The sequence below is a fragment of the Pedobacter agri genome, from assembly GCF_032678665.1.
GTDB lineage: Bacteria > Bacteroidota > Bacteroidia > Sphingobacteriales > Sphingobacteriaceae > Pedobacter > Pedobacter agri_A.
On sequence record NZ_JAVTSH010000001.1, the window covers coordinates 538,551 to 564,677 of the forward strand.

Annotated in this window: 26 protein-coding genes and 2 tRNA genes; 17 read left to right on the forward strand and 11 right to left on the reverse strand. The window is 37.2% G+C overall.

Features of this window, described 5'->3' with window-relative positions; all coding sequences use genetic code 11:
* The first annotated feature begins 519 nt into the window (after positions 1 to 519).
* From R2Q70_RS02415 to feoB, 9 genes are all read left to right on the forward strand, one after another.
* On the forward strand, positions 520 to 957 hold the full coding sequence (locus R2Q70_RS02415) for a hypothetical protein (RefSeq protein ID WP_316806079.1): 438 nt from the start codon (positions 520 to 522) through the stop codon (positions 955 to 957).
* 64 nt (positions 958 to 1,021) lie between these two features.
* A complete protein-coding gene (locus R2Q70_RS02420; RefSeq protein ID WP_316806080.1) occupies positions 1,022 to 1,615 on the forward strand; it encodes a hypothetical protein in 594 nt (197 codons plus the stop codon).
* Positions 1,616 to 1,810: 195 nt separating this feature from the next.
* Entirely contained in the window at positions 1,811 to 2,233 is a 423-nt protein-coding gene (locus R2Q70_RS02425) for a hypothetical protein (protein ID WP_316806081.1), read from the forward strand.
* Between the two features lie 232 nt (positions 2,234 to 2,465).
* Positions 2,466 to 2,846: a glycine cleavage system protein GcvH gene (gene gcvH, locus R2Q70_RS02430; protein ID WP_010600235.1), complete on the forward strand. Its 381-nt coding sequence runs from the start codon at positions 2,466 to 2,468 to the stop codon at positions 2,844 to 2,846.
* 11 nt (positions 2,847 to 2,857) lie between these two features.
* Entirely contained in the window at positions 2,858 to 3,256 is a 399-nt protein-coding gene (locus tag R2Q70_RS02435; protein ID WP_316806082.1) for a VanZ family protein, read from the forward strand.
* Between the two features lie 253 nt (positions 3,257 to 3,509).
* Positions 3,510 to 6,329 (forward strand): outer membrane beta-barrel family protein, encoded by a 2,820-nt coding sequence (locus tag R2Q70_RS02440; protein ID WP_316806083.1) that lies wholly within the window; start codon positions 3,510 to 3,512, stop codon positions 6,327 to 6,329.
* A 162-nt stretch (positions 6,330 to 6,491) separates the two neighbouring features.
* Entirely contained in the window at positions 6,492 to 9,260 is a 2,769-nt protein-coding gene (locus tag R2Q70_RS02445; protein ID WP_316806084.1) for an outer membrane beta-barrel family protein, read from the forward strand.
* Positions 9,261 to 9,448: 188 nt separating this feature from the next.
* Entirely contained in the window at positions 9,449 to 9,664 is a 216-nt protein-coding gene (locus R2Q70_RS02450; RefSeq protein WP_010600239.1) for a ferrous iron transport protein A, read from the forward strand.
* Between the two features lie 10 nt (positions 9,665 to 9,674).
* Positions 9,675 to 11,783 (forward strand): ferrous iron transport protein B, encoded by a 2,109-nt coding sequence (gene feoB, locus R2Q70_RS02455; protein ID WP_316806085.1) that lies wholly within the window; start codon positions 9,675 to 9,677, stop codon positions 11,781 to 11,783.
* Between the two features lie 247 nt (positions 11,784 to 12,030).
* On the opposite strand, the gene R2Q70_RS02460 is transcribed toward feoB, so the two are convergent.
* Positions 12,031 to 12,507 carry an Lrp/AsnC ligand binding domain-containing protein gene (locus R2Q70_RS02460; RefSeq protein ID WP_010601999.1) on the reverse strand — a complete coding sequence of 159 codons (477 nt, stop codon included), beginning with the start codon at positions 12,505 to 12,507 and terminating at the stop codon, positions 12,031 to 12,033.
* 157 nt (positions 12,508 to 12,664) lie between these two features.
* Here R2Q70_RS02460 and R2Q70_RS02465 point away from each other — a divergent pair.
* From R2Q70_RS02465 to R2Q70_RS02475, 3 genes are all read left to right on the forward strand, one after another.
* Positions 12,665 to 12,774, forward strand: a tRNA-Asp gene (locus tag R2Q70_RS02465).
* Between the two features lie 82 nt (positions 12,775 to 12,856).
* A tRNA-Asp gene (locus tag R2Q70_RS02470) sits at positions 12,857 to 13,000 on the forward strand.
* Positions 13,001 to 13,165: 165 nt separating this feature from the next.
* Positions 13,166 to 14,191: a LacI family DNA-binding transcriptional regulator gene (locus R2Q70_RS02475; RefSeq protein WP_316806086.1), complete on the forward strand. Its 1,026-nt coding sequence runs from the start codon at positions 13,166 to 13,168 to the stop codon at positions 14,189 to 14,191.
* A 59-nt stretch (positions 14,192 to 14,250) separates the two neighbouring features.
* On the opposite strand, the gene frr is transcribed toward R2Q70_RS02475, so the two are convergent.
* From frr to rplM, 8 genes are all read right to left on the reverse strand, one after another.
* The gene (frr, locus tag R2Q70_RS02480; protein ID WP_316806087.1) at positions 14,251 to 14,814 is read right to left on the reverse strand and encodes a ribosome recycling factor; all 564 of its coding nucleotides are present in this window, start codon (positions 14,812 to 14,814) and stop codon (positions 14,251 to 14,253) included.
* A 50-nt stretch (positions 14,815 to 14,864) separates the two neighbouring features.
* Positions 14,865 to 15,722: a hypothetical protein gene (locus R2Q70_RS02485; protein ID WP_316806088.1), complete on the reverse strand. Its 858-nt coding sequence runs from the start codon at positions 15,720 to 15,722 to the stop codon at positions 14,865 to 14,867.
* Positions 15,723 to 15,736: 14 nt separating this feature from the next.
* A complete protein-coding gene (pyrH, locus tag R2Q70_RS02490; protein WP_316806089.1) occupies positions 15,737 to 16,444 on the reverse strand; it encodes a UMP kinase in 708 nt (235 codons plus the stop codon).
* 64 nt (positions 16,445 to 16,508) lie between these two features.
* The gene (nagA, locus tag R2Q70_RS02495; protein WP_316806090.1) at positions 16,509 to 17,603 is read right to left on the reverse strand and encodes an N-acetylglucosamine-6-phosphate deacetylase; all 1,095 of its coding nucleotides are present in this window, start codon (positions 17,601 to 17,603) and stop codon (positions 16,509 to 16,511) included.
* A gap of 324 nt (positions 17,604 to 17,927) precedes the next feature.
* Positions 17,928 to 18,773, reverse strand: a complete 846-nt coding sequence (tsf, locus tag R2Q70_RS02500; RefSeq protein WP_010602004.1) for a translation elongation factor Ts — start codon at positions 18,771 to 18,773, stop codon at positions 17,928 to 17,930.
* A gap of 95 nt (positions 18,774 to 18,868) precedes the next feature.
* Positions 18,869 to 19,702 (reverse strand): 30S ribosomal protein S2, encoded by an 834-nt coding sequence (gene rpsB / locus R2Q70_RS02505; protein WP_010602005.1) that lies wholly within the window; start codon positions 19,700 to 19,702, stop codon positions 18,869 to 18,871.
* Between the two features lie 18 nt (positions 19,703 to 19,720).
* Positions 19,721 to 20,107: a 30S ribosomal protein S9 gene (gene rpsI, locus R2Q70_RS02510; protein ID WP_010602006.1), complete on the reverse strand. Its 387-nt coding sequence runs from the start codon at positions 20,105 to 20,107 to the stop codon at positions 19,721 to 19,723.
* Between the two features lie 3 nt (positions 20,108 to 20,110).
* Positions 20,111 to 20,554, reverse strand: a complete 444-nt coding sequence (gene rplM / locus R2Q70_RS02515; protein WP_010602007.1) for a 50S ribosomal protein L13 — start codon at positions 20,552 to 20,554, stop codon at positions 20,111 to 20,113.
* 219 nt (positions 20,555 to 20,773) lie between these two features.
* On the opposite strand from rplM, the gene R2Q70_RS02520 reads away from it, so the two are divergent.
* On the forward strand, positions 20,774 to 21,253 hold the full coding sequence (locus tag R2Q70_RS02520; RefSeq protein ID WP_316806091.1) for a hypothetical protein: 480 nt from the start codon (positions 20,774 to 20,776) through the stop codon (positions 21,251 to 21,253).
* A gap of 31 nt (positions 21,254 to 21,284) precedes the next feature.
* Here R2Q70_RS02520 and R2Q70_RS02525 read toward each other — a convergent pair whose 3' ends face one another.
* Together R2Q70_RS02525 and pnuC are read right to left on the reverse strand one after the other, a co-directional pair.
* On the reverse strand, positions 21,285 to 22,253 hold the full coding sequence (locus tag R2Q70_RS02525) for an AAA family ATPase (RefSeq protein ID WP_316806092.1): 969 nt from the start codon (positions 22,251 to 22,253) through the stop codon (positions 21,285 to 21,287).
* Positions 22,250 to 22,912 (reverse strand): nicotinamide riboside transporter PnuC, encoded by a 663-nt coding sequence (pnuC, locus tag R2Q70_RS02530; RefSeq protein WP_316806093.1) that lies wholly within the window; start codon positions 22,910 to 22,912, stop codon positions 22,250 to 22,252. The genes R2Q70_RS02525 and pnuC overlap by 4 nt, the downstream gene beginning before the upstream one ends.
* A 211-nt stretch (positions 22,913 to 23,123) precedes the next feature.
* Here pnuC and hflX point away from each other — a divergent pair, with 211 nt between their 5' ends.
* The 4 genes from hflX to R2Q70_RS02550 all read left to right on the forward strand — a co-directional run bounded on the left by hflX (position 23,124) and on the right by R2Q70_RS02550 (position 26,114).
* Positions 23,124 to 24,314 carry a GTPase HflX gene (gene hflX, locus R2Q70_RS02535; protein WP_316806094.1) on the forward strand — a complete coding sequence of 397 codons (1,191 nt, stop codon included), beginning with the start codon at positions 23,124 to 23,126 and terminating at the stop codon, positions 24,312 to 24,314.
* A gap of 84 nt (positions 24,315 to 24,398) precedes the next feature.
* Positions 24,399 to 24,779: a 30S ribosome-binding factor RbfA gene (gene rbfA, locus R2Q70_RS02540; RefSeq protein WP_316806095.1), complete on the forward strand. Its 381-nt coding sequence runs from the start codon at positions 24,399 to 24,401 to the stop codon at positions 24,777 to 24,779.
* 2 nt (positions 24,780 to 24,781) lie between these two features.
* Complete coding sequence (gene trhA / locus R2Q70_RS02545) at positions 24,782 to 25,411, forward strand: PAQR family membrane homeostasis protein TrhA (protein WP_316806096.1); 630 nt, start codon at positions 24,782 to 24,784, stop codon at positions 25,409 to 25,411.
* Between the two features lie 7 nt (positions 25,412 to 25,418).
* On the forward strand, positions 25,419 to 26,114 hold the full coding sequence (locus R2Q70_RS02550) for a peptidoglycan DD-metalloendopeptidase family protein (protein WP_316806097.1): 696 nt from the start codon (positions 25,419 to 25,421) through the stop codon (positions 26,112 to 26,114).
* The last annotated feature ends 13 nt before the right edge of the window (positions 26,115 to 26,127 follow it).

Below are 26,127 nucleotides of genomic sequence, written 5' to 3' on the forward strand. Positions count from 1 at the left end.
CATGGTCCATTCCATCAAGCAAGATGGCGTTCGGAGTAGTAGCTAAAAAAGTAATAATTCCAATTGGATTAGCACTTACTATGTTTAGTTTTGCCTCTTGCCTTTATGCTATAGAATATATCGTACTACACTAATATGAATGTAACTTATTTATTGTTTGGTTTTGCTATCATGATATTTTTTCCAAAAAAGATAAATGATATTGTTAGAAACATTAGAAGTAATGATACCGGCAAACTAAAAGCCAATTCATTTTTTTTGCTACTCATGATTTTAGCAACAATCGTAGTGTTTTTTGCATTATTTAAGCTAAATCAAAGCACCTAAAGTTTTCATTACAGTTGCCCCTTAATGATATGAGTTAGGTGATATATAAAATATCCATATATACTGAGCGGTTAAATGATCGACTCGAGCCAGCTGCAATGCATGATACTGGACTAAATTCGAAGAATTTGATTTTGATGTGAATTTCAAAAAAATCAGCCGGTTTTATTATAAATTGCATTATTTACCATTATGAAAAATCTTATTGGAATATTATTGCTAACCATCATCATGGGTCGTTCAAATAGCAATCAAGCAAATACTGATATTTCGTCAGACAAAAACTGTTTAATTAATTTGATGCTTGGATATCCAGATCTAGTGAAGTTCATTAATAATGGTGAGATTGATACTGTATATCTTATTAAAAACGAACACTTGAATAACGAAAATGTTAATCACAAATTAATTAGAAAGCCAGTAGTCTTTGTTAATAAACCTGTGGGTTATCCAAAATATGGGAAATTCGACAATACTAAATTTCAGATATCATTCGAGTTATTGAAAATAAAGGGTGATGATGCTGAAGGTTCCATCCTGATAAAGTCGGTTGGAGTATTAAGCTTTTTTAAGTTCATACGTCATAATTACAAGTGGAAGGTGTCTGGATATAGCAAAGGAATGATTTAATTTCAAGACTCGACGTCAAGCCATAATCTTAGTAACAGATTGCACTATCAAACTCTAAATATCAATGAAAAAACTATTTCTCACATTAATCAGTATTCTATTATTTAGCAACTTATACGCTCAAAGTCCGACTCTGGAAGAGTCCAATCGAGTTAAGGATGTAGTTATAAACTTTTTACAATGGTATAAAAAAAATGAAGCAAAGTTGGAGTCTGTGCCTATTTTAACCGGATTTAATGAGGATTACACAAAAAAGACTGATAGTGTAGTTAAAGTAGATGACCGTGCTTTAGGTATTTATCTTAATAATTTAAAAAAATCCAATTACTTATCCTCAAATTTTATTGGAACAATTAAATCGGTTTATGATTCGGTTGGTGTCTCTTTAAAAAGAAAACCACTAACTAACTACTTCGGACCTATTCCAGAATTAGAAGCTGATCTTATTTTTGGCTTTGAACCGGATGAAACTTTAAATTTTATTAATAAAATTGAATTCATAAATATTGTAATAATCGCTCACAAAGCGTTAGTACGATTTAGGATATTAAAGCACGATCATAGAATAGTAGCACTGACGAAGGTTGAAAATGATTGGTTAATAGATTATATTGGCTTTGATACAGATTACTATTCGTTACAAGGAAAGAGAAAGTAACTTTTTTTTGACGCTATAACAAAATGCCACCATAGAGATTTGTATAGTTGTGAATCTGATTTGCGAGTGTAAGGCAAGAAAGGCCTATATTGTCTAGTATCAGATATTATCAATTGGGCAAGCGGCCAATATGACGCTACGCGTGAAACAATGTCATTTTGAAGGACCTGTAGATTGCATTTCAAACAATTAAATATGAAAATATCACAACTATTAGTACTAGTTTGTTTATTCCTTTTTTGCTCTTGCAGAGTTTCCCACCAGTATTCAAAATTTGATTTCAATAATGGACCCAACCCATGTATAAATGCCTTCAAAGACAGAGTATTTTTATCCATATTGACTGAGGCTTACAAAGGTACAGATGCATTGAAAGAAATATCAAAAAAGGATGTTGGAAACCCTTATGATGGAATCTACTCCCCTGAACTCTTTAAAAAGATAGATTCTATTGGCCATGATTTTTTTAAAAAAATCCCGCCACCTGAGTTATGCGAGTGTGGAAAAGGTCAAAACTACTTTATGGCTCAAGCGTTGCATTTTTATGCCAGTAGAGAATTAGATTCTGTCGCAAAAATTGAATTGAAGAATTTCTCAATTAATTGTTTCAAAAAATAAACCCTTCAATAAACCCATCCTTATTTATAGAGAACCAAAAACATTACATCCTGGAAGAGAAGGATAAATAAAACTTAATTTTCCAGCCTTTGCGAATGGCTAAACTAAATTGTATTTTTGAGCCGTTGACATACTTAGAATTATGAGCAAATAAGAAAATGTTTGCAATTATGTGTGCAACACTTAAAATTGAACTAACACAAAATACTCATAATCAATAAGTTAAATTATAATGAATTTTCCATCAGAATTAAAATACACTAAAGACCACGAGTGGGTTAAGGTTGAAGGTAACGAAGCTTTTATCGGCATTACTGATTTCGCACAACGCGAATTGGGTGATATTGTTTATGTTGACATCAACAGCGTTGGCTCTGAAGTGGCTAAAGAAGAAGTTTTCGGAACAGTAGAAGCTGTTAAAACGGTTTCAGATTTATACATGCCGGTAACTGGTACAGTATTGGAAATTAACGCTGAATTAAATGACAACCCGGAGTTAGTGAATTCTGATCCTTATGGCAAAGGCTGGATGGTTAAAGTTTCATTATCTGATTTAGCTGAAGTTGAAGAATTATTAACCGCAGATGCTTACCAAGCTTTAGTAGGCGCCTAATTTTAAAGATTTTGTATAAAGCACTAAAACAACAAAAATGGGCCATCTTCTGGACAATTGTTGTTTTGGTGCTTTGTAATATTGAAATGCCCACAACAGAGGGCGAAGGTTTTTTCTTTACAGGCTTCGATAAAATGACCCACCTTGGGTTTTTCTTCGTACTGTCCGTATTGTTATTCTACGGAAAAATAAAATATCAAAATAATTACGGTTTCAGAACGTTAACCATTTTCAAGATCATCCTCATCAATGTTATCATTGGAGGTGGTATTGAGTTATTGCAATGGAAAGTTTTTACCTATCGCTCAGCAGAATGGTGGGATTTCGGTTGTGATTTGTTGGGCTGCCTAATGGCTGTATTTAGCTATATTTTACTTCACAAACTTAATTTCGATGAGAAAAATAATTAGTTCAGTTTTAATTTTGGCGATGTTAAGTTTAAGTAGCTGCAGTATTTTCAAAAAAGACTGCAACTGCCCGAAAGTTTATTACAAAAGTTATCCCGCTCAACAAAAATAGTTACCATTAACGCTCAATTCGCAGCCTGCTCCCACATGCTGTATTTAAAATGTTACCTATCATTTAACACATCTTAACCAAACCTTTTAAACTTAGCTTAGTCTGATAGCTTAGTTTTGTATTAATATATCCAATTTTTTCTAAATGAAGAAGAACGTTCAGAGGGCAATTTTCATTGTTCTCCTATTTTGCGGTTATCTCGCTCAAGCTCAAAATACCGGTGCGATTACAGGAAAAGTAATCAGCGCTAAAGATAAAAAACCAGTTGATTTTGCAACTATCGCCGTGAGAAATCTTAAAGATTCGGCAGTTGTAGCTTCTGGTCAAACCAGTCCTGATGGAACATTTAGTTTCAAAGCCATTGCTCCTGGCAAATATCGCATTTACGCAGCATTTCTAGGTTTAAAAACAGCAACAAAGGATGTTGAGGTGGCAAAAGCATCGGTGAATGCCGGCGAGATTCCAATGGCAGACGATGGTGTAGATCTGAACGATGTAAATGTAACAGCAACTATTCCGGTGGTGGTAAAAAAAGACACTTTAGAGTTTGATGCAAAATCAATCAAAGTACGTGAAAATGCAGTGGTTGAGGATGTGTTGAAAAAACTACCAGGTGTAGAAGTAGCCAAAGATGGCAGCATTAAAGCCCAGGGTGAAACGGTAACAAGGGTTAAAGTTGATGGTAAAGAATTTTTTGGAAGTGATCCACTTTTAGCAACCAAAAATTTACCAGCAGATATGGTTGACAAAATTCAGGTAATAGATGAATTATCTGAACAGGCGCAATTTACGGGTATTGATGACGGCACAAGAAGCAAAATCTTAAACATCACCACAAAAGCTGGCATGAAAAAAGGTTATTTCGGTAACAGTACAGTTGGTTACGGAACTAATGACCGCTATGATGCCAGCTTAAATGTTAACAAGTTCGATAACGACCAGCAGTTTAGCTTTATCGGCCAATTCAACAACGTGAATAAACAAAGCTTTGGCGGCGGTGGAGGTCAGGGTAATGGATTCGGCGGCGGTGGCGGTGGTGGCAGAGGCTTCAATATAGGCGGCGGAAGTACCTCATCTGGAGGTGGTGGTATTACGACGACGAATGCAGCCGGATTAAATTTTGCTGATACTTATAAAGATGGAACACAAATTCAGGGAAGTTATTTCTTCAACAAATCATCTGTTTTTAATGAGCAAACAAGCAACACGCAAACATTATTAGGCAACAACTCACAAAACGTAAGTAACTATTTAAATAGCAATAGTGATAAAACCAACCACAGGTTTAATTTTATGATTGATACTAAGCTTGATTCTACCACCAGCATCAAAATACAACCTAATGTTGCTTACACGGAAAATAATGGCTTAAGTTTGCAAAGGTACAATAGGAATAATGTGATTGGTAACGAAACAACTAATACAGTTGGTGATCAGAATTACACCACTGATAATTCCACTCCAGCGATTACCAACAATATTTTGGTTCGTAAAAAGTTTCAGCGCAGAGGTCGTACCTTATCTTTAAACGTTAACACCTCAATCAATAATAATGACTCAGATAACATTAACTACATCTCTGAAAACAGCACTGTAGGTGGCGTTACCACTCCAAAGCTAACAAATCAACTTAATGATTTAAGCAGCAGGAATATTACCAATACTACGAGAGTGGTTTACACCGAACCCTTATCTAAAACAACAAGCATTGAGTTTAATTACCAAAACGGAATAAACAATAGTACTTCTGATAGAAACATTTTTAACTTCAATACAACTACTGGCAATTTTGATATCGTGGATAACACATATTCTAATCACTATGAAAATCAAACATTAACCAATGCTGCTGGATTGAGTTATACCGTTAACCAAAAGAAGTACAATTTTAATATTGGTGTAGCTGGGCAACAAACGCATAGAGAAAATACAAACTTATCTACAGGTGTTGTGTTTAATCAAAATTTCATCAATCTAACTCCATCTGCACAATTCAGGTACAATTTTAGCAACAGTAAAAGATTATCGGTTAACTATAGAGGAACAACCTCACAACCAACAATTGATCAAATTCAACCCATTCCGGATAATACCAATACACAATCTGTAATTCTAGGTAACCCTAATTTAAAGCCGGCATTTAACAATACGTTGAGCGTAAGGTATAATAACTTTGCCTTTGCTAAAATGCGATTCTTTGCGGTCTTTTTAAATTTAACACAAACATTTAATGCTTTTGCTTCCAGCCAATCTGTAATCACAAATCCAACGGATATAAATTATGGTAAAGTGGCTTCTACCTATATTAATGTTGATGGAAATTATAGTGGAAATGCAAATATAGTTTTAGGTCAACCAATTCTTCCTGAAAATAAACTGAACTTAAATGCAACATTAGCAGCGAACTTTTCGAGAGGTGCAAACATAACCAGTGGTGTAGAAAACATAACAAACAACTGGAGCATAAACAACAATTATAGGTTTGTAACTAACTTTGACAAATTTGATTTAACGGCAGGAATTGGTGGAACCGTTACAAGAGCTACATATTCTGCTACGCCAAATTCAAATACGCAGTTTTTCACATTAAATCCAAGTTTTGACATCAGTTACCTGTTTCCTGGAAACATTCGTTTAGCTATCGATTTGGATTATCTTAAAAACACTGGCCGAGGAGAAGGTTATAACACTAATTTTACCTTGGTAAACTCTTACATCAGTCGTCAATTCTTTAAAAACAGAGGAACTTTCAAGATTGCAGTTAATGATGCTTTCAACCAAAATCAAGGTATTAGCAGAACGGCAACAAATAACACCATTACCGATTTAAATTATAATGTTTTAAAACGATACTATATGTTCTCATTCACTTATTCTTTAACCCGCATTGGCGGAAGAAATATGGGAAGTGATGTTCAAATGCCAAATCAAGGTGGCGGCGGTCAACCACGCATGAGAATGTAATCTACCTTATCTTATTTCAAGTCCCGGTTTTCACCGGGACTTTTTTATTTCCGAAGTATATAACCGTCAAACTGACAGTTATGTATTTCAATTGTTACCTAAGCAGAAATAAACCTTTGAAGTGGGGAGTAGTCTTTATTTTAGAACCAGAAAACTAACCAAATGAAACAACTCTTTACCTTAACTTTAATTGTATGGTCATGTCTGTCTTACGCTCAAAATAGCGGGTCGGTGGCAGGAAGAGTGCTTCAATCAAAAGATAAAAAGCCAATAGATTATGCCTCGATAGCGGTAAAGAATTTAGCGGATTCAAGTATGGTTGGCGCCGTAAGTACTGCAGAAGATGGTAAGTTTATTCTGAAAGGGTTAAAGCCTGGTAATTATCGGCTTTACGCTGCCTTCCTTGGTTTAAAAAACACAGCTAAAGATTTCATCATCAGCACCGATCAGCCTATCGCGAACATTGGCGACATTATTTTGGAAGGTGGTTCAATTGATCTTCAAACTGTTGAGATCAAAGCAGAAATTCCACCCATCGTGGTAAAAAAAGACACTTTGGAATTCAATGCCAGTTCATTCAAAGTGGTGGAAAATGCAGTGGTGGAAGATTTATTAAAAAAGCTTCCGGGCGTAGAAGTTGATAAAGCCGGAACCGTGAAAGCCCAGGGTGAAACCATTACTAAAGTTCGGGTTGATGGAAAAGAGTTTTTTGGTAATGATCCATTGCTGGCAACAAAAAACCTGCCGGCAGATATGATTGATAAAATTCAGATCATTGATGAACTCTCCGACCAGGCACAATTTACAGGGATTGATGATGGAACAAGAACAAAAATCATCAACATCACTACCAGAAAAGATAAGAAAAACGGATATTTCGGTAATACGACCGCAGGTTATGGCTCAGATGATCGTTATGATGTAAATGCAAACATCAATCATTTTAACCAGGATAGAAAATTAAGCGTTATTGCACAATTTAATAACGTAAACAAACAAAATTTCGGCGGCGGTTTAGGCGGAGGTAACGGTGGCGGCAATGGGGGCCGTGGAGGAATCACAGATACTAAGGCTGCCGGATTTAATTTCAACGATACCTATGCCGATCAAACCGAGTTTAGCGTAAACTACTTCGTTAATCAATCTGAGAACTTAATCCTCCGAAACAGTGTTACGCAAAATTTTTTAGGCGATGTAACGACCATTTTTAATAACAACCAAACCAACAATTCAGAGCGGTTAAATCATCGCTTAGGTTTTATGGTCGATACCAAGATAGATTCCTTAACTTCATTACGCATTCAGCCTAATCTGAGTTATACCAATAATGAGGGCAACAATTTTAGTGAGTATACCAGAGATTACAACACCTACCGCATCAACGGTTCCCAATCATTAACTAACCACGGCACTTCTCCATCCCTCAGCAATAACATTTTACTCCGCAAAAAATTCATGCGCCGCGGTCGTACCTTATCACTGAACTTAAATACAAACATCAATAACAACGACGCCGAAAATTATAACAATAACCCTGAAACCAGAATTGAAGGTAATATCACCACGCAAAAACTCACCAACCAGTTAAACGACCAGGAAAGTGAATCGATTAATCACAATACCCGATTGGTTTATACTGAGCCTTTGAGTAACACACTTAGTTTCGAGTTAAATTACCAGAATGGGTATAACCACAATACTTCTGATCGTTTTACCTATAACTTTAATCCGGCAACATTGCAGTATGATTTGCTCGATCAAACCTTTAGTAATTCGTATGAAAACACCATTCTCACTAACACTGCAGGGTTCAGCATCAATAAATCAGCAAAGAAATACAATTGGAACGCCGGCATGGCTGTTCAAAATACCGACAGAACCAATAACAATATTAGCCGGGGATTCATTTTAAAGCAAAATGTATTTAATTATACGCCATCGGCCATGTTCAGGTATAATTTTAGCAACAGTAAAAGATTGGTTTTTAATTATCGGGGCAGAACAAATCAGCCAAGCATTCAGCAATTGCAGCCCATTCCGAATAATACCAATACGCAAAGTATCCCAATGGGAAATCCTGACTTAAAACCTGAATTTGATAATACCCTAAGGGTGGCCTACAATACTTTTACGGTTGGCAAAAACAGATCACTGTTTGTGAATTTAAACCTTACCCAAACTTCAAATAAAATAGCCAATAGCAGCAGCTTAATCCAAAGTGGGCCAGATCAAGGAAAACTAGCCATTACCCCGGTGAATGTAAACGGCGTTTATGCAGGAAGCATATCATCATCATTGAGCCTACCATTAATGGCGGATAATAAACTTAATTTTCATATCAATGTTTCTGGAAATTATGATCGCGATGTGAATTTCACCAATTCACTAAGAAACATCACCAACAGCTGGTCAGTCACCAATGGCTATCGCCTGGTTTCGAACCTCGATAAACTAGATTTAACGGCCGGTGTAAATGGTTCAATTAATCGGGCAACTTATTCTGTTCAGCCCAACTCCAATACCCGATTTTATACTTTCAGCCCTAACATCAGTGTAAGTTATCTTTTTCCTGGCGATATCCGTTGGTCGGTAGATGCAGATTATAACCAAAATACCGGCCGCGGAGAAGCTTTCGATACTCATTTTACGCTGATCAACTCTTACCTCAGCAAACAGTTCTTTAAAAACAGAGGAACACTTAAAGCCGCTGTAAACGATTTGCTGAATGAAAATCAAGGCATTAGCCGAACGGCAAATAACAATACCATCCAGGATGTAAGTTATAACGTCCTCCAACGTTACTTCATGTTTTCTTTTACCTACTCGCTAAACAGAATGAGTGGCAAAAACAGAATAAGAGGCAATGAAGACGGCGAAAGACGGAGAGGAGGCAATGGTGGTGGCTTTGGCGGTGGCCGTCAAAGAAATTAAATCATCGTATAGTAAAAGCTTGTTTCCATCAGGAATGTTAACGCTTGTTATTTGGAATAAATCTAAAGAAAGGGTAACTTGCGCCTAAATTATAGGAATCCACAAGGTTTTAATTTTCATCAATTGGCATCCCTTTTTTTGAAATTGAACATTGTGGTAGCCAGCTTACATCGAAACAAAATACACATATGAAACTTTCCAATCTCAAGGTGGGAGAAAAGGGCACAATCATATCTTTTACAGATCTTGATCTTTCAGTGAAACTGATGGAGATGGGTTGCTTACCAGGTGAAGTGGTGGAAGTTGAACGTTTTGCACCACTGGGTGATCCGATGGCTATTCGTGTTGCTGGTTATCAGCTTTGCTTGCGTAAAAGTGAGGCTGATGTTATTATCATTCAATAAATAAGCAGGTTTGGATATTAAAGTTGCGTTAGTTGGTAATCCCAATACAGGAAAATCTACACTTTTTAACCGTTTAACCGGGTTAAACCAAAAGATAGGGAACTTTCCTGGTATCACTGTAGATAAGAAAACAGGTTTCATGAAAATGATTGACGGCAAACAGGCCGAAATCATTGACCTTCCGGGCACTTATAGTTTGTACCCGAAAAGTAGCGATGAAAGTATTGTTTTCCAGGTATTGGCCGATCAAAAAAACAGCGCACATCCGGATGTGATTGTACTCATTGCCGATGCTTCAAATCTGAAAAGAAACATGCTTTTGTATTCGCAGGTTGCAGATTTGGGTATTCCGATGATATTGGCCTTGAATATGATTGATTTGGCTGAAAAGCAAGGCATTGAAGTGAATTTAGATAAGCTCGCTCAAAAACTAGGCATTCAGGTTGTTTCCATTTCTGCAAGAAATAACATTGGTATTGATCGCTTAAAACAGGCTATTGCAAATACCACCAAAATAGCAACACAGTTTCAGGATGTTGATGTAAATAGCCTAGCACCAGAAGCAATCAATGCCATCAAATCCAAACTAAATTCAGATAACGATTATTATGCTTTGCAGGTTTTGCACCAGCATGAGTACTTAAATTTCTTTTCTGATCAGGAGCAGGAAGAAATTGAGCAGATTGAGCAATCGCACAAGTTTGAATCCGCTAAAGTTCAGGCAGCGGAAACTGTAGTTCGTTACCAGCACTTAAGTAAACTTCTAGCTGATGTAGTAACTGATAGCGGCAAGGCACAGAAATTCTCTTTTAGCGATAAACTGGATGCGGTATTAACCCATAAAGTTTGGGGCTTCGCAATTTTCCTGCTCATCCTTTTCATCATCTTTAATGCTATTTTCGCCTGGTCATCGTATCCAATGGATTGGATTGAGGGAGGGTTTGGCTTTATAACGGAAATGGGACATGAACATCTTCCGGCAGGAATGCTTACCGATTTGCTTTTAGATGGCGTTATCGCTGGTCTCGGTGGAATCTTCGTCTTCATTCCTCAAATCGCCATATTATTCGCCTTCATTTCTATTTTAGAAGATACCGGCTACATGGCCAGGGTTACCTTCATGATGGATAAAATCATGAGCAAAGTGGGGTTAAATGGTAAATCGGTAGTGCCTATGATCGGAAGTTTGGCCTGTGCTGTACCTTCAATTATGGCAGCGAGAAATATCGAAAATTGGAAAGATAGGATGATTACCATCATGGTCACGCCATTAATCAGTTGTTCGGCACGGCTTCCTGTTTATATCCTGATTATTTCGCTGATTATACCGTCCGAAAACCTTTTCGGCATCTTCAATATGCAGGGTTTAGCATTAATGGTGATGTATCTGGTTGGAATTGTTGCTGCTGTCCTCGTGGCCTGGGTAATGAAATTCATCATTAAAACCAAAGAACGTTCGTACTTCATTATGGAGTTACCGATTTATCGCATGCCAAGGTGGAAAAACGTTTTCTACACCATGTACGAGAAATCGAAAACCTTCATCATCGAAGCCGGTAAGGTGATCATCGCCATTTCCATCATTCTTTGGGTAATGGCTACCTTTGGCCCTGGCGATCGTTTTGAAAATATCGAGAAAAAATACGCCTCAGCCTTAGCTGATACGACCAAAAATACGGAGCACATCGAAACGCTTATCGCCACAGAAAAGCTCGAAAACTCCTATGTTGGCATTTTAGGGCATTGGATTGAGCCAGCCATCCGTCCCTTGGGTTACGATTGGAAAATTGGCATTGGCTTAATAACTTCATTCGCTGCCCGTGAAGCATTTGTGGGCACCATGGCTACCATTTATAGCGTAGACGGTGGCGATGAGGATACCTCGACCATACGCGAGCGTATGGAAGCTTCTGTAAACAGCAAAACAGGCCTGCCCGTTTATACATTTGCAACCGGGATTTCGCTCATGCTTTTTTATGCCTTCGCCATGCAATGTATGAGTACGGTAGCCATCGTTTACCGCGAAACAAAAGGCTGGAAATGGCCAATTATTCAGCTTAGCTACATGACGGCAATGGCTTACGTTGCAGCCTTAATTGCTTATCAATTGCTGAAATAATTTTGTAGAGCAGGTTTCTCCGCACCTATTAATGTTTGCACCCGCTTTCCGTTTTACTGCGCTCACAGCAGAAAAAGCTGTGGCTTCGTGCTCACTGCAACCGGTTCTAATCAAAAACTATTGTACAAATATTAAAAGTTCAATTGCCTAAATTTTGAAGTTTCGGTACTTCTGCTGTTAACTTTCCACTTTAGTCTTTCCACTCTGCACTTTCAACTTTGAACTTTCAACTTTTAACTTCCCACTCTTACCCCAGTTCAATCTGCCTTTTAATACTTTCTTCAAGCGAAATTAAAGTCTCCGTACGTTGAATTCCGTTTACAGCCTGAATTTCTTCGTTTAGCACATGTCGCAAATGATTGGTATCTCTGCAGATAATCTTAGCGAACATACTGTAAGATCCGGTGGTGTAATGAAGTTCAACTACCTCTCTGATTTTACTCAATTGAGCCACAGCATCCTTATATTGAATACCTTTTTCCAGGTAAATACCTAAAAATGCACAGATGTCATACCCTGCCTTTTGCGGATCGATAATAAGGTGAGACCCCTTTATGATACCCATTTCCTGCAATTTCTTCATCCTGACATGGATTGTACCACCAGATACGATTAAATCCTTTGCAATTTCAGTATAAGGCTTTGTGGCATCCTGCATCAATTGTTTTAAGATATCAATGTCGAGGTTGTCAATTTCTAAATTGGAATTGTCTTTTTTAAGCATATTTTTGAATTATGATAAGCGAATTTACAAATATTTATCAATATTATAAAAATAAAATTAAATGTTTAAAATATTTGCAAGGTATTGAATGTTCTTTTACATTTGTATCAAGCAATTAACAAAAAGGGAACGTTCTTTAACAAATTGTTTAACATAATGTAGGGTGGTGAAACAGGCAGACACACCTCCTTGTCTCGGTGGCGGAGAATAATGGGAAAACCAGCAATGGCTAACCACTCCTTGAAGGTTCGATTCCTTCCCCTACAGCACTGAAGTTGTAAGTGATAAGTTTTAGGTTATAAGTTTCGAGATTTAACTTATTACTTAAAACGTATAACTTGAGTAATAATGTTGGGTGGTGAAATTGGCAGACACGCCTCCTTGTCTCGGTGGTGGGGAATAATGGGACAAACGCAGTTTATTGGGTTGACCACAATTAATTTTTTGAACTGTAGCTAACTACCCCTTGAAGGTTCGACTCCTTCCCCAACAGCATTTTTTATGAATAATAAGTTAGTTAATCGAGCAATCCTGGATAGGTTGCTCTTTTTCTTTTAAAGGCTAATTCAAAAAATTCAGATCACTGCTGAACCCGGTTCTTATCAATTTTATTCAAATAATTCCTATATTTCCATTTGTTGAATGTGTAGCGCTATTAATGAAGAAAAAAATCCAGATAAAAGATATCGCGAATGAATTGAATATATCTATCACTACGGTATCATTCGTAATTAACGGTAAGGCTAAAGAGAAAAATATCAGTAAAGCACTTACCAAAAAAGTACTCGATCTTGTTGAGAAATGGGGTTATCAACCCAATACCCTCGCTAAAAGTTTGCGCACAGGTAAAACAAATGTAATTGGCTTTTTAGTGGATGACATCTCCGAACCTTTTTTTTCCAGCATTGCACATTTTCTGGATCAGAAAGCATCAGAAAGCGGATATAAAATTTTATTTAGCAGTACGCATAATAACCATAATAAAGCGGTTGAGCTACTCCAGATTTTTAGAGACAGGCATGTTGACGCTTATATTATGGCTTTGCCCGAAGGATTGGAACAGGAAATCAAAAATCTGATTCAAACGAACGTTCCTGTGGTGTTATTTGATCGTTATGTGCCCGACCTGGAAACCGATTACGTAGTGATTGATAATATTGAAGGTACCTACAAGGCCACACAGCATTTAATCAATAATGGCTATACAAATATCGGATTTATCACGCTTGATACTGAATTGCAACAGATGGCAGATCGAGAAATTGGATATGAGCGGGCAATAAAGGAACACAATCTGCCCTTAAAAGTTAAAAAAATTAAGTACCGTAATGCAGATCTCGGATCAATAGCGCAGATGACGAGCTTTTTTGAGAGCGAAAAACAACTCGACGCGGTTATTTTTGCCGCGAATTACATTTGTTTGGATGGCCTAAGAACTTTCAAACAAATGGAACTTAACGGTTCAGCGCCAAAACTTGCTTTGGTATCTTTTGATGATTTCGAACTACTTGAATTTTATAAACCTGCTATCACCGCTATTGCTCAGCCCGTGCAGGAAATTGCTGAAAATTTGATGAAAATATTATTATCTAAACTTAATGCGGACGATAGCGGTAAACATTTTAAACAAGTGGTGCTTTCTACAGGTTTAAATATCAGAGAATCTACGGTGCGGAAAAGTTAGGATAAAAAAAAAGAGGAATAAGTATTTCACTATTCCTCTTTGGTATGCTATTAATGGTGTTAAACCGTCATTACATCTTTTTCCTTAGCTTCGGCATGTTTATCAACCTTTACAATATAAGCATCGGTTAACTTTTGAACTTCTGCCTCACCGGTTTTAATTTCATCATCAGAAACACCTTCGCCTTTTAATTTTTGAATTTTGGTATTGGCATCTTTACGGATGTTACGAACCGTAATTCTGCCACGTTCGGCTTCTTCTTTTACCTTTTTAACCAAATCTTTTCTACGTTCTTCAGTTAGTGGAGGTACCACCAAACGGATCACAATTCCATCATTTTGTGGATTGATACCAATATTTGCAACCTGAATTGCTTTTTCAATAGCTGTTAAAAGTGATTTTTCCCAAGGCTGGATCACGATTGTCCTGGCATCAGGGGTGTTGATACTTGCTACCTGAGCTAATGCCGTAGAAGCGCCGTAATAATCCACAAAAATACCATCGAGCATACCTGCTGATGCTTTACCGGCTCTAATTTTCGTTAATTCTGATTCGCAATGATCGATTGCTTTATCCATCGAAGATTGAGCATCCATTAATTGCAATTGTATGAGTTCGTTCATAATGTGTGTATTTCTACAAAAATATAAAATAAATTTATTTAATGCTGTTATTAATGCATTAGGTATAATTCGTAAGCAAAATTTATCTTCAAATCGTCTTCCCACTCTAGTTTACCATCTACACGCACTCCAATCTTGGGTACAGTCCATTTGGATAAATTTTGTCTAATAAAACTTATCTTATTCTCTTCGCTGGCATATATCACTACCGGGAGGGTGATGTACTTTTTGTCCTTATGTAAATGGATCTGGCTTTTTGTGACGGCTTTTCCGTTGTAGGTTTCATATCCGATGAAGTAATTGCCCTTTTCTAAAAAATAGTTCGTTTTCATTAAATCGAAAACTATTTCTCTTTTACTTCTAATACCTTTTAAATTTAATGGTAGGATTAGTGTATCGGGCTTGCCATTCTTCTCGCTAAACAAAAGAAAACGATAATCTGGCGCCACATCCTTAACTTGCACTTTGCAAAATAGTTTTAGGCGCTTTAGATAGCCACCTGAATCAATAGTAATTGAAATGACCCTTTGAATGTTCGAATTCTGAGGCAAATCACTAATTATACTATGAACTTTGTCTAAAACAGGTTTTTTAATTACGAAATCTGATAACTGCGCATTTGCACTAATTTCATCTAACGGATGGCTTATTTCCCTTAGCCGAATGAAGGAAAGCTTATCAAGCTTATCGCTGTTGATTGAAGTATCTGCGTAACCCATACAATGGATCAGGTAATTAGCTTGGGCTTTCAAAGCCAAGTTAACTATACCTTTTTCATCAGAAATAGCCAAAAGTGTTGGTTTATTATCGACTGTAAAAACAGATACCCCCGAAATGGGGGTATTTGTTTCATTTAAAATTGTAAATATCTTTTGTGCTTTTAGAGATGTAGAAATAAATAAAAGCAAAAGTAGCAATCTCATTAGCCCTGAACCAGTGTTCCAATCTCTTCACCATTGGCAATTTTCATAAAGTTGCCATGTTTGTTCATGTCAAAAACGATAATCGGAACCTTGTTTTCTTCACATAAGGTAAATGCAGTCATGTCCATTACATTTAAACCCTTTGCATACACTTCCCTAAAAGTAATTTCTGCATATTTCGTCGCCGTTGGATCTTTCTCTGGATCTGCAGTATAAATTCCATCAACACGAGTACCTTTAAGCACAGCATCAGCATTAATTTCAATTGCTCTTAAAGCGGCCGCAGAATCCGTTGTAAAATATGGATTTCCGGTTCCGGCACCAAAAATAACTACACGACCTTTTTCAAGATGACGAACAGCTCTTCTACGTACGAATGGTTCACAGATCTGCTCCATTTTAATCGCTGATAACAATCGTGTTTTGATACCCACTTTCTCCAGGGCATCTTGCAACGCCATTGAGTTGATTACCGTTGCCAACATCCCCATGTAATCTGCTTGTGCCCTATCCATTCCGCTTTTCTCGGCACTTAAGCCTCTGAAAATATTTCCACCACCAATTACGATTGCAATTTCCAAACCTTTATCGTGAACAGCTTTGATATCTTCAGCGTACTGCTTAACGCGTTCATTATCAATACCATATTGTTTATCGCCCATTAGCGATTCGCCGCTAAGCTTTAGTAGGATGCGTTTGTATTTCATGACTTCAAAAATATTAACATTTTTTTAATACCTGGCTATGCTTTTAAACAAATGATGTAAATATTTAGATTGATATTTTTTCGCCCTTAAAAATAGTCGACTTTAAATTTAATGCTTCGTCCAAAATCAGAATATTGGCTTCACTTCCGGCTGCAATACCAGATGTTAAATGCTCAAGGCCGATAAGCTTAGCGGGATATTTCGTGGCCATATTGATCGCTTCGCTTAATTCAATCTCACAATGTATCACGGAATTTTTTACCGCCTGTAACATTGTTAAAGAAGATCCTGATAAAGTTCCATCAGGCATCACAAATTTATCGCCATTTTTTACGTGTTGATAAGGTCCTGATGCGCATTCCGTAACCGCATCGGTAATTAAGAATAAACGTTTTTTTAATAGTTTCTTCGCGAATTTTACCACTTCAAAATCAACATGCTGGCCATCTGCAATAATACTTGCCATTGCCCGATCATGATTAAAAACCGCCGTTGGAATACCCGGCTCACGGTGGTGAACCAGACTCATGGCATTGAATAAATGTGTTGTGGTTTGGATGCCACTATTGTATGCTGAGGTAGCCTGTTCAAAAGTAGCGTTACTATGGCCAAGTGAGACCAAAACGCCATGATCAAGCAAATATTGAATCACTTCCTCATCATTGCATTCGGGCGCAATGGTCATCATTTTAATCACACCATCACCGAAATCCAATAATGCTTTTATTTCATCTAATGTTGCCCGCCGTACAAATTCAGGCACATGAGCACCCAAACGTTTGGGGCTTAAAAATGGACCTTCTAAATGTAAACCCAAAAAGTTTTTTGCCTGCTGGCGATATTGTTTTGCCGTTGCAATACAGGCATTGAAAACTTCTGGTGTATTGGTTGCCATACAGGCCAGGAAGCCCGTTGTTCCCTTTTTTAGCAAATCATTTTCCATGATAGCTAAAGATTCCGGAGTTGGCTCTGCCGAAAATAATCTTCCACCGGCACCGTAAATTTGTAAATCAATAAAACCCGGAACAACCAACACATCAGGTGAATTTTTAGATTCCGAATTTTCAATTGACACAATTTTACCATCCTGAATATTTATACTTTTTCCTTCTTGTAACGAATCGTTCTGGTAAAATTTGGTGTTTGATAGATTTAACATAGGTTTATTTTTTATATGGCCTAATTTACTAAGTTGGTAGCGAAGTTTTGGTGTTTATGCAGAAACTGTAATTATAAATCCGATAGCCTGGAAATACTTTTTGTTGCACATTCATAATAGATTGACGCTTCATTTCTTCTCGCAATGACGATAGCGGAAAGGAAAATGAAGCCAAAAAGATTGAAACAACAGCTCCGAAGAAGTGCCCTTGGTACAGGGCTGCAGTTTCCGAAGCATTACATCCCTTTCGCCTTCTAGAAAATAATAAACATAAAAAAACCGCTCTGATTTACTCAGAACGGTTTTCTATAATTTTATAAATGCTTATGCACCTAATTGAACACGTTTGAAAGCTGTTACAGTTAAGCCTTTAGCAGTACTATCTAAGAATTTACGAACATCCATAGAACCGTCTTTAACAAACTCTTGGTTTAATAAAGTGCTGTCTTTGTAGAATTTGTTCAATTTACCAGCAGCGATTTTTTCAACCATTTCTTCTGGTTTGCCTTCTTGACGGATAACGTCTTTAGCAATTTCGATTTCACGTTCGATAGTAGCAGGATCAACGCCGTCTTTATCAACAGCAACCGGGTTCATTGCAGCAATTTGCATTGCAACATCTTTACCAGCTTCAGTAATATCTGCGCCATTAGCACCTTCAAATACTACCAATACACCCATTTTACCGTTAGAGTGGATATAAGAAACGATTTTCTCACCAGAAACATTTGCATATTCCTGAATAACGATTTTCTCTCCGATTTTACCAGTAAGTTCAGTGATGGTTTCTGCAACTGTACGTCCATCTTCTAAAGCAATTGCTGATAATTCTTCGATAGTAGCAGGATTGTTAGCAACTGCAGCAGCTAAAACAGCCTGAGCTAAATTACGGAAATCCTCAACTTTAGAAACTGGCTCAGTTTCGCAAGCTAAGGCAACTAATTTGCCATTTGTACCATCTGCTGAAACAGCGATAGATACCAAACCTTCAGAAGTAGCATTGCCAGAACGAGCGGCAGATACTTTTTGACCTTTTTTACGCAATAAATCAACAGCAGCTTCGAAATCGCCATTAGCTTCAACTAAAGCTTTTTTGCAATCCATCATACCAGCGCCAGTTTGTTGGCGTAGTTTATTTACATCTGCGGCAGTAATTTGTACTGTAGACATCTTTAAAAATTTATAAGTTCCTTAAAATATTAAAAGTTACAGGTTAAAGGTTGCGGGCTTTACCTACAACCAATAACCTATAACTCATAACTTAATTATTCTTCTGTTTTAGTTTCTTCTGATGAAGATGCTTCAACTTCAGCTTCAGCAGCTTTTTTACGTCTTGGTTCTTTAACCTCTGGCGCATCAGCTGCAGCTTTAGCAGCTACTGCTTCTTTTTCTGCCTCATCATCTTTTTCGCGTTTACGCTCATCTAAACCTTCTTCAATCGCTTTGATAATTACATCAGTAATTAAAGAGATAGATTTTGTAGCATCATCATTCGCCGGGATAGGGAAATCGATGTTTGAAGGATCAGAGTTTGTATCAACCATCGCAAAAGTTGGGATGTTTAATTTTAACGCTTCAGTTACTGCGATATGCTCTTTCTTAACATCAATTAAGAATAAAGCTGCAGGTAAACGGTTTAAATCAGCAATACCACCTAATAGTGATTCTAATTTAATACGCTCACGCTGAATCATTAAACGCTCTTTTTTAGATAAGATAGCATAAGTACCGTCTTTAGTCATTTTATCGATGTTAGACATCTTTTTGATTGACTTACGAACTGTAGCAAAGTTAGTTAACATACCACCTAACCAACGCTCGGTTACGAAAGGCATGTTTACTTTTTTAGCTTGCTCAGCTACGATTCCTTTTGCTTGTTTTTTTGTTGAAACAAATAATACTTTACGTCCCGATTTTACGATTTGTTTAATCGCAGCCGCAGCTTCTTCAGTTTTAGTTAAAGTTTTATTTAAATCTATAATGTGAATTCCATTACGCTCCATGAAAATGTAAGGAGCCATTTTTGGATTCCATTTACGGGTAAGGTGACCAAAGTGTACACCTGCATCCAATAAGTCTTGATAAGTTGTTCTTGCCATTGTTCTTGCCTCCTGTGATTAACGTTTACTGAATTGGAATTTCTTACGAGCTTTAGCACGTCCTGGTTTCTTACGCTCAACCATACGCATATCACGCGTCATTAGGCCTTTAGCACGTAATGCAGGTTTTTTCTCCGCATCAAGTTCAACAATCGCTTTAGCAATAGCTAAACGAACAGCTTCTGCTTGTCCTTTTACTCCACCACCTTGAACATTTACAGTGATATCATAACGACCTGTAAGCTCAGAAACTTCTAAACTTTGGTTTACGATATATTGCAAAGGTAAAGTTGGGAAATATTCTTTGTGATCTTTACCGTTAACGGTAATTGCGCCAGCACCATCTTTTAAGTAGATACGTGCAACAGCTGTTTTTCTTCTTCCTGAAGTGTTAGTAACTGACATTTCTTAAAGTTTAATGGTTTTTGGAGATTGAGCTGCATGAGGGTGAGTTTCACCTGCATACACAAAAAGATTGGTGTAAAGTTTTTTACCCAATTTAGTTTTCGGTAACATACCACGTACCGCTTTCTCGATTACACGTTGAGGGTGTTTCGCCATTAACTCCTTAGGAGAAATAAAACGTTGACCACCTGGATAACCAGTATAAGAAACATATTGCTTTTCGCTGAATTTGTTTCCTGTCAATTTAACCTTGTCTGCATTGATAACAATTACGTTATCTCCGCAATCTACGTGTGGGGTGTACTCAGGCTTGTTTTTACCACGGATGATCATAGCGATCTTCGATGACAAGCGCCCCAAAATCTCGCCTTGCGCATCAACAACAATCCACTGTTTGTTAACAGTTTTCGCATTGGCCGAGACAGTTTTGTAACTTAACGTATTCACTTGCTTGTATTTAATTTATTAAACAATTTATTATTCCCATTAAATTTGGGACTGCAAAGATAGATAGAATACTTTTATTATCAAATAGTTGAAGAGAAAAAATTGAAAGTTATGAGTTGAAGGTTGAAAGTTATGATGTATTGCCTGAAGATTTTAGCTGATTTCCATTCAGATTCAAAGATTTCTACTAATTTTATTTAACGCTTATTTAACTCAGTGATGTTTAACATTGAATTTTTATCTTCTTTAGGGAAGAAAACTGAATTGCAAAACCGAAACGGTTTGGAAGTAATTAGATACTGTAAAGAAATTGATTGGTTGCAAGAGTGGAAAAATTATTACCACGCATACCGAAGTAGTGAATATATACCTTATGAAGACTATTGGTTTTTAGATATTTCAGATCATGGAAACAAGCGCAACTTAAATATTTCCTCCAATTATATCGATGAGCGAAAATTACTAAACGAAAACTTAAGCCTGATTGTAACTTTTTCTTGGTATAGTTTAGAGAAAACGGGCTGGCTTACAAAATTCCTAACCGGACGTGAAGAGAAAAAGGTTTGGGATGCAAGGCATTCAAGCGAAATCTCCACCCGGGATTTGGCTCAGATTATTCAATGGTTTACGGAAGGCAATTTAGTACAACTTCATTCGATATTACCAATTCCTGGCGACCATCAGTTTGATGTAGATTAGTGTTAAAATCATTTAGTTCTAACGTCTGTAATTATTCCTCCAGAATTAAATCGACTATTGCTTTTACCTTTTCTTCTCTGTTTTTATAATCTCCGTTAATCAAAATGTAATTTATCTTACGTCTTTCCAGTTCAGCTTTAAAAAGGTGAAACATTTCTAATCTTTTATCACCGAAATCCCGAAGATCATCAGCAATCCACGCTACATCAATATCGAGCAAAAAATATACATCATATACAATTTCATTTTCGAGCCTGCTTAAAATTTCAGGTATTACATTTAAATATAGCTTTGAATAAATTTGAGTGGTGATCACATCTGTATCACAAAAAAGGATTTTGTTGGCAATTTTGGTTTTATCCTTTACCCTTTGAGTTTGTGCTTTTCCTATTTTAATAATGTCATCAACTGAAATATCATTTGAAGTGATCAGTTCTCTAGCTACTTCCGGAACAAATTCAGTTTGATAATAGGAAGCCATCTTTTCAGCCAATGTCGATTTCCCTGTACTTTCCGGACCGTAAAAGCAAATACGCTTTACAAAATGAGGTTTAACTACATCGGGGATATATCCCCAAAATCTGAAAGGATGATTGCGGATCATCGTGGCAGAAACAGGGGTTTTGTTTCTCTTTAAATCAAATAAAATATGCCTGGCCTTCATATTTAACGCAAAGGGCGCTCCATATTCTTCCGAGCTGATAAGGACGTCAATTTTAGGATAAACTTCTTTCATGCGTTTCGCCCAAATCTTTGTTCGGGGTTCAAGCATGAGCGTTTCATCATCAAAATCATCACAAATAATTGCAGGTTTTATTTTGGGTTCATCTTTAAAAATTTCCTCAATCCAGCTAAAACGCAATTTGGCCTCAATGGGATCGTTAAGTGTAAAACTCATCGAAATAATAAGTTCATCACACTGTGAAGCGGCAAAATTAATAAGCGAAATATGCCCATTATGGATAGGCATAAACTTTCCGATTACGAGCCCTCTTATCATGCGGCTTTATCATAACTTTTGTATTCCTTAATCCAGTTCCACAACGCAAAAGCGGCAATAATGGTAAAAACGATATATTCCACACCAAAAAACATCGCTCCTTTTAAAAAATACAAATAGGTGGCTACTATGTCAATCATCAGCCAAATGATCCAGCATTCAATTCGTTTTTGTATCATCAAGAACGTGGTAATTACACTCATTACTAAAATGAATGAATCAACAAAAGGGTATGCACTTGGCAAATTAAATAATAGTGGAAACCAGTTGTGCAACTGGCTAGCTAAGGCACCTATCAGTATTGTTCCGGCAATGCCAACAGCGAGCCAGGTATAAAATTGCTTTCTGGGCATGAAACTCACCTTCAATTCCTTTCTCTTGTCTTCTTCTTCAGGCTTCGGGTTTGCCCATCGCCACCAACCTAAAATATTGGTTACAAAAAAGAAAGCCATTAAAAACATATCAGGATAAAGTTGAATTTGGTAATAGAAAAAAGCCGATAAAAACACATTTACAATTCCTACGGGCCAGCTCCAAATGCTCGCTTTAGCCGAGAGGATTACAGAAAGAACACCCGTTACTACGGCGAAAAACTCCAGGTAACTCATTGGGTAACCTAACACGGTGAAAAAGATACTGTGGGTGTTGAAAAAATCCATAGTCGAATGCCGATTATAAACAAAGCTCTAATCTATAATTTATTAATGGAGTTCAATACAAGCCACAAACAAAAATCAAGAGTGTAATGTTATTTTAATAAGCAATCAACTTTCTAACCGAAATAATTAATTATAGCATACTGCCAGTTCGATAAAATTGCTTTCTTGCTACTATAATTACTGGCAATTTATCTAAGTTTGTACATATTACATGGGAAAACAGAAATTTTATGATACTGCGATTAAGCAGGAACGAGCTGTTTTGGTTGGAGTAGTTACTCCAGGCGAAAAGGATGAGCAAACAAAAGAATATTTAGATGAATTGGCTTTTCTGGTTGATACTGCAGGAGGAAAAGTGGAAAAGGTTTTCACTCAGAAAATGCTTAAACCCGAAAGGGCAACCTTTGTAGGTACGGGTAAATTAGAAGAAATTAAAGCTTACGTTAAATCGGAAGAGATTGATACGGTTGTTTTCGACGATGAGTTATCGCCTTCGCAATTGCGCAATATAGATCGTGAATTGGGCGTAAAAGTGCTAGATCGTAGTAACCTGATCCTGGATATTTTTGCCAGCAGAGCACAAACCGCTCAGGCGAAAACTCAGGTAGAACTGGCGCAATTACAATATGTATTGCCGCGTTTAACCGGTATGTGGACTCACCTGGAGCGCCAAAAAGGTGGTATTGGTATGCGTGGACCTGGTGAAACACAGATTGAGAGCGACAGGCGTATTATTTTAAATAAAATTTCGCTGCTTAAGGAGCGTTTAAGAAACATCGACAGGCAAAATGAAACGCAGCGTAAAAACCGCGGTCAGTTAATTCGGGTAGCTTTGGTTGGTTACACCAATGTTGGTAAATCAACCATCATGAACATGCTTTCAAAATCGGAAGTATTCGCCGAAAATAAACTTTTTGCCACCTTAGATACAACAGTACGAAAGGTAGTTATTGAGAATTTGCCTTTCTTATTATCAGATACCGTTGGTTTCATCCGCAAACTACCACATCATTTGGTAGAGTGTTTCAAATCTACATTGGATGAAGTTCGCGAAGCAGATTTGTTGATACATGTAGTTGATGTATCACACCCGAATTTTGAAGACCAGATTAATACCGTTAATGAAACACTGAAAGATATCGGCGCCATTGATAAAGACATGATTTTGGTGTTTAACAAAATTGATGCTTATGTTTCGCCGGAAGTTGACGATGAAGATGACGACGGTAAACTCAGCATCGACGAGTTTAAGAAAAGCTGGATGAGCCACGGAAAAGTTCCCGTTTTATTTATTTCAGCAACAGGAAAAGAAAATATAGAAGAGTTTAAAACTTTGCTATACGATAAGGTAAAGGCGGCACATATTGCCAGATACCCTTATGATAGTAATTTGTTATATTAGTAAAATTAACCGTCATTGCGAGGCACGAAGCAATCTCCTTAGGTAAGATTGCTTCGTGCCTCGCAATGACGAAAAATAAAATTTATGGAAAGTAAACGTCAGCAAAAATTTGCAGGAGTACTACAAGAAGAGTTAGCACAGGTTTTTCAACGTGAGGGTGGTGCATTTTTGCCAAATACATTAGTCACCATTACCCGCGTACGCGTATCACCAGATTTGGCGGTGGCAAAAGTATATTTGAGTTTTTTCAATACAAACAATACAACACTTTCAATTAATACGGTAAACGCTCATGCTGGCGAGATCAGGTATAAATTAGGTGCGAGAATTCGCCATCAGGTTAGGGTGGTGCCAGAACTTACTTTTTTCGTAGATGATACCAATGAATATGTAGAACGCATGGATCATCTTTTCGATAAGATAGCAAAAGAACCGAGACAAAAAGAAGAGGGCGAAGAAGAATAACCGTGAGGAAATTAAGAGAACCCGTAAACTTTTTTACGCATTTTATACCCGCATTGGTAGCAATACCAGCGGGTTATTTTTTGCTTAAGAAATGTGCATTACCAGTTGAGTTTACTGCTGCCTGGATTTACGGCATTGCAACTTTCATTTTATTTGCAGTAAGTGCAATATATCATGGCTACCCGGCAACAGATTATGGAATTCGCTTTTGGCAGAAATTTGATCACTGCTGCATTTACCTTATGATCGCCGGCTCCTATACCCCTACAGCGTTATTGGTATTTGATGGCTGGTTAAGTTGGGGATTGTTTGCCATTGTGTGGATCATAGCCATTACGGGCTGTTTGCTAAAAATCTTTAACAAATTAAAAAGTACTGCTATCTCACTTTCCATTTACATCTTGATGGGATGCCTGATTGTACCCCTATTACAAAAGATGATGGGCACACTACCAATTGGTGCAATTTTCTGGCTGCTTTTAGGCGGCTTATCCTACATCGGCGGAACCTATTATTACGCAAAAGATAAGCAACTGTACCGATGGATGCACAGCCATGAGCTTTGGCACTTATTCGTAATTGGCGGAGCGCTCTCTCATTATATCTACAACTATGTTTATATTTTCAGGTAATTTATTCATGAAAACTTTCGAACAAATAATCAGCTTAAATGCTTCGGCGATTGGAAAAGTAGTTGATTTTGATGAAGGAAAAGATAAACTTTTAGCACTTGATTTTACATCAGCAAACGAAGAATTAACCAATGAAATTTTAGATGATACGGATTTATTTTCCGGCTTTATCAATGAGAAATTAGCGGCGAATGGTGCTCGTTATGGAATTGGCGGATATGATGAACACCGAACCATTTATTCCAGAAGCACGCATTTTGATATGGAGGAAGAACCCCGTCGTCTACATTTAGGTGTTGATATCTGGGGACCAAGCGGAACGCCTGTTTATAATTTCTATGATGCCAAGGTGCACAGTTTTGCAAATAATAATCATTTTGGTGATTACGGTGCTACCATAATCCTGGCTTATGAAATTGATGGATTTACATTTAATGCACTATATGGCCATTTAAGCGCAGCTTCTTTGGAAGGGCTTAAGCCGGGACAGTTCATTTCAAAAGGAGCAAAATTTGCTGAATTTGGCATGCAAAAAGAAAATGGCGGCTGGCCTCCACACTTACATTTCCAAATAATCCAGAACATGTATGGCTTAAAAGGCGATTACCAAGGCGTATGTAAGTTTAGTGAAAGAGCAAAATATTTAAACAACTGCCCTGATCCAAATGTAATACTCAAAGCTACTTTCAAAAAACGAACATAGCAACAGGTTTTAG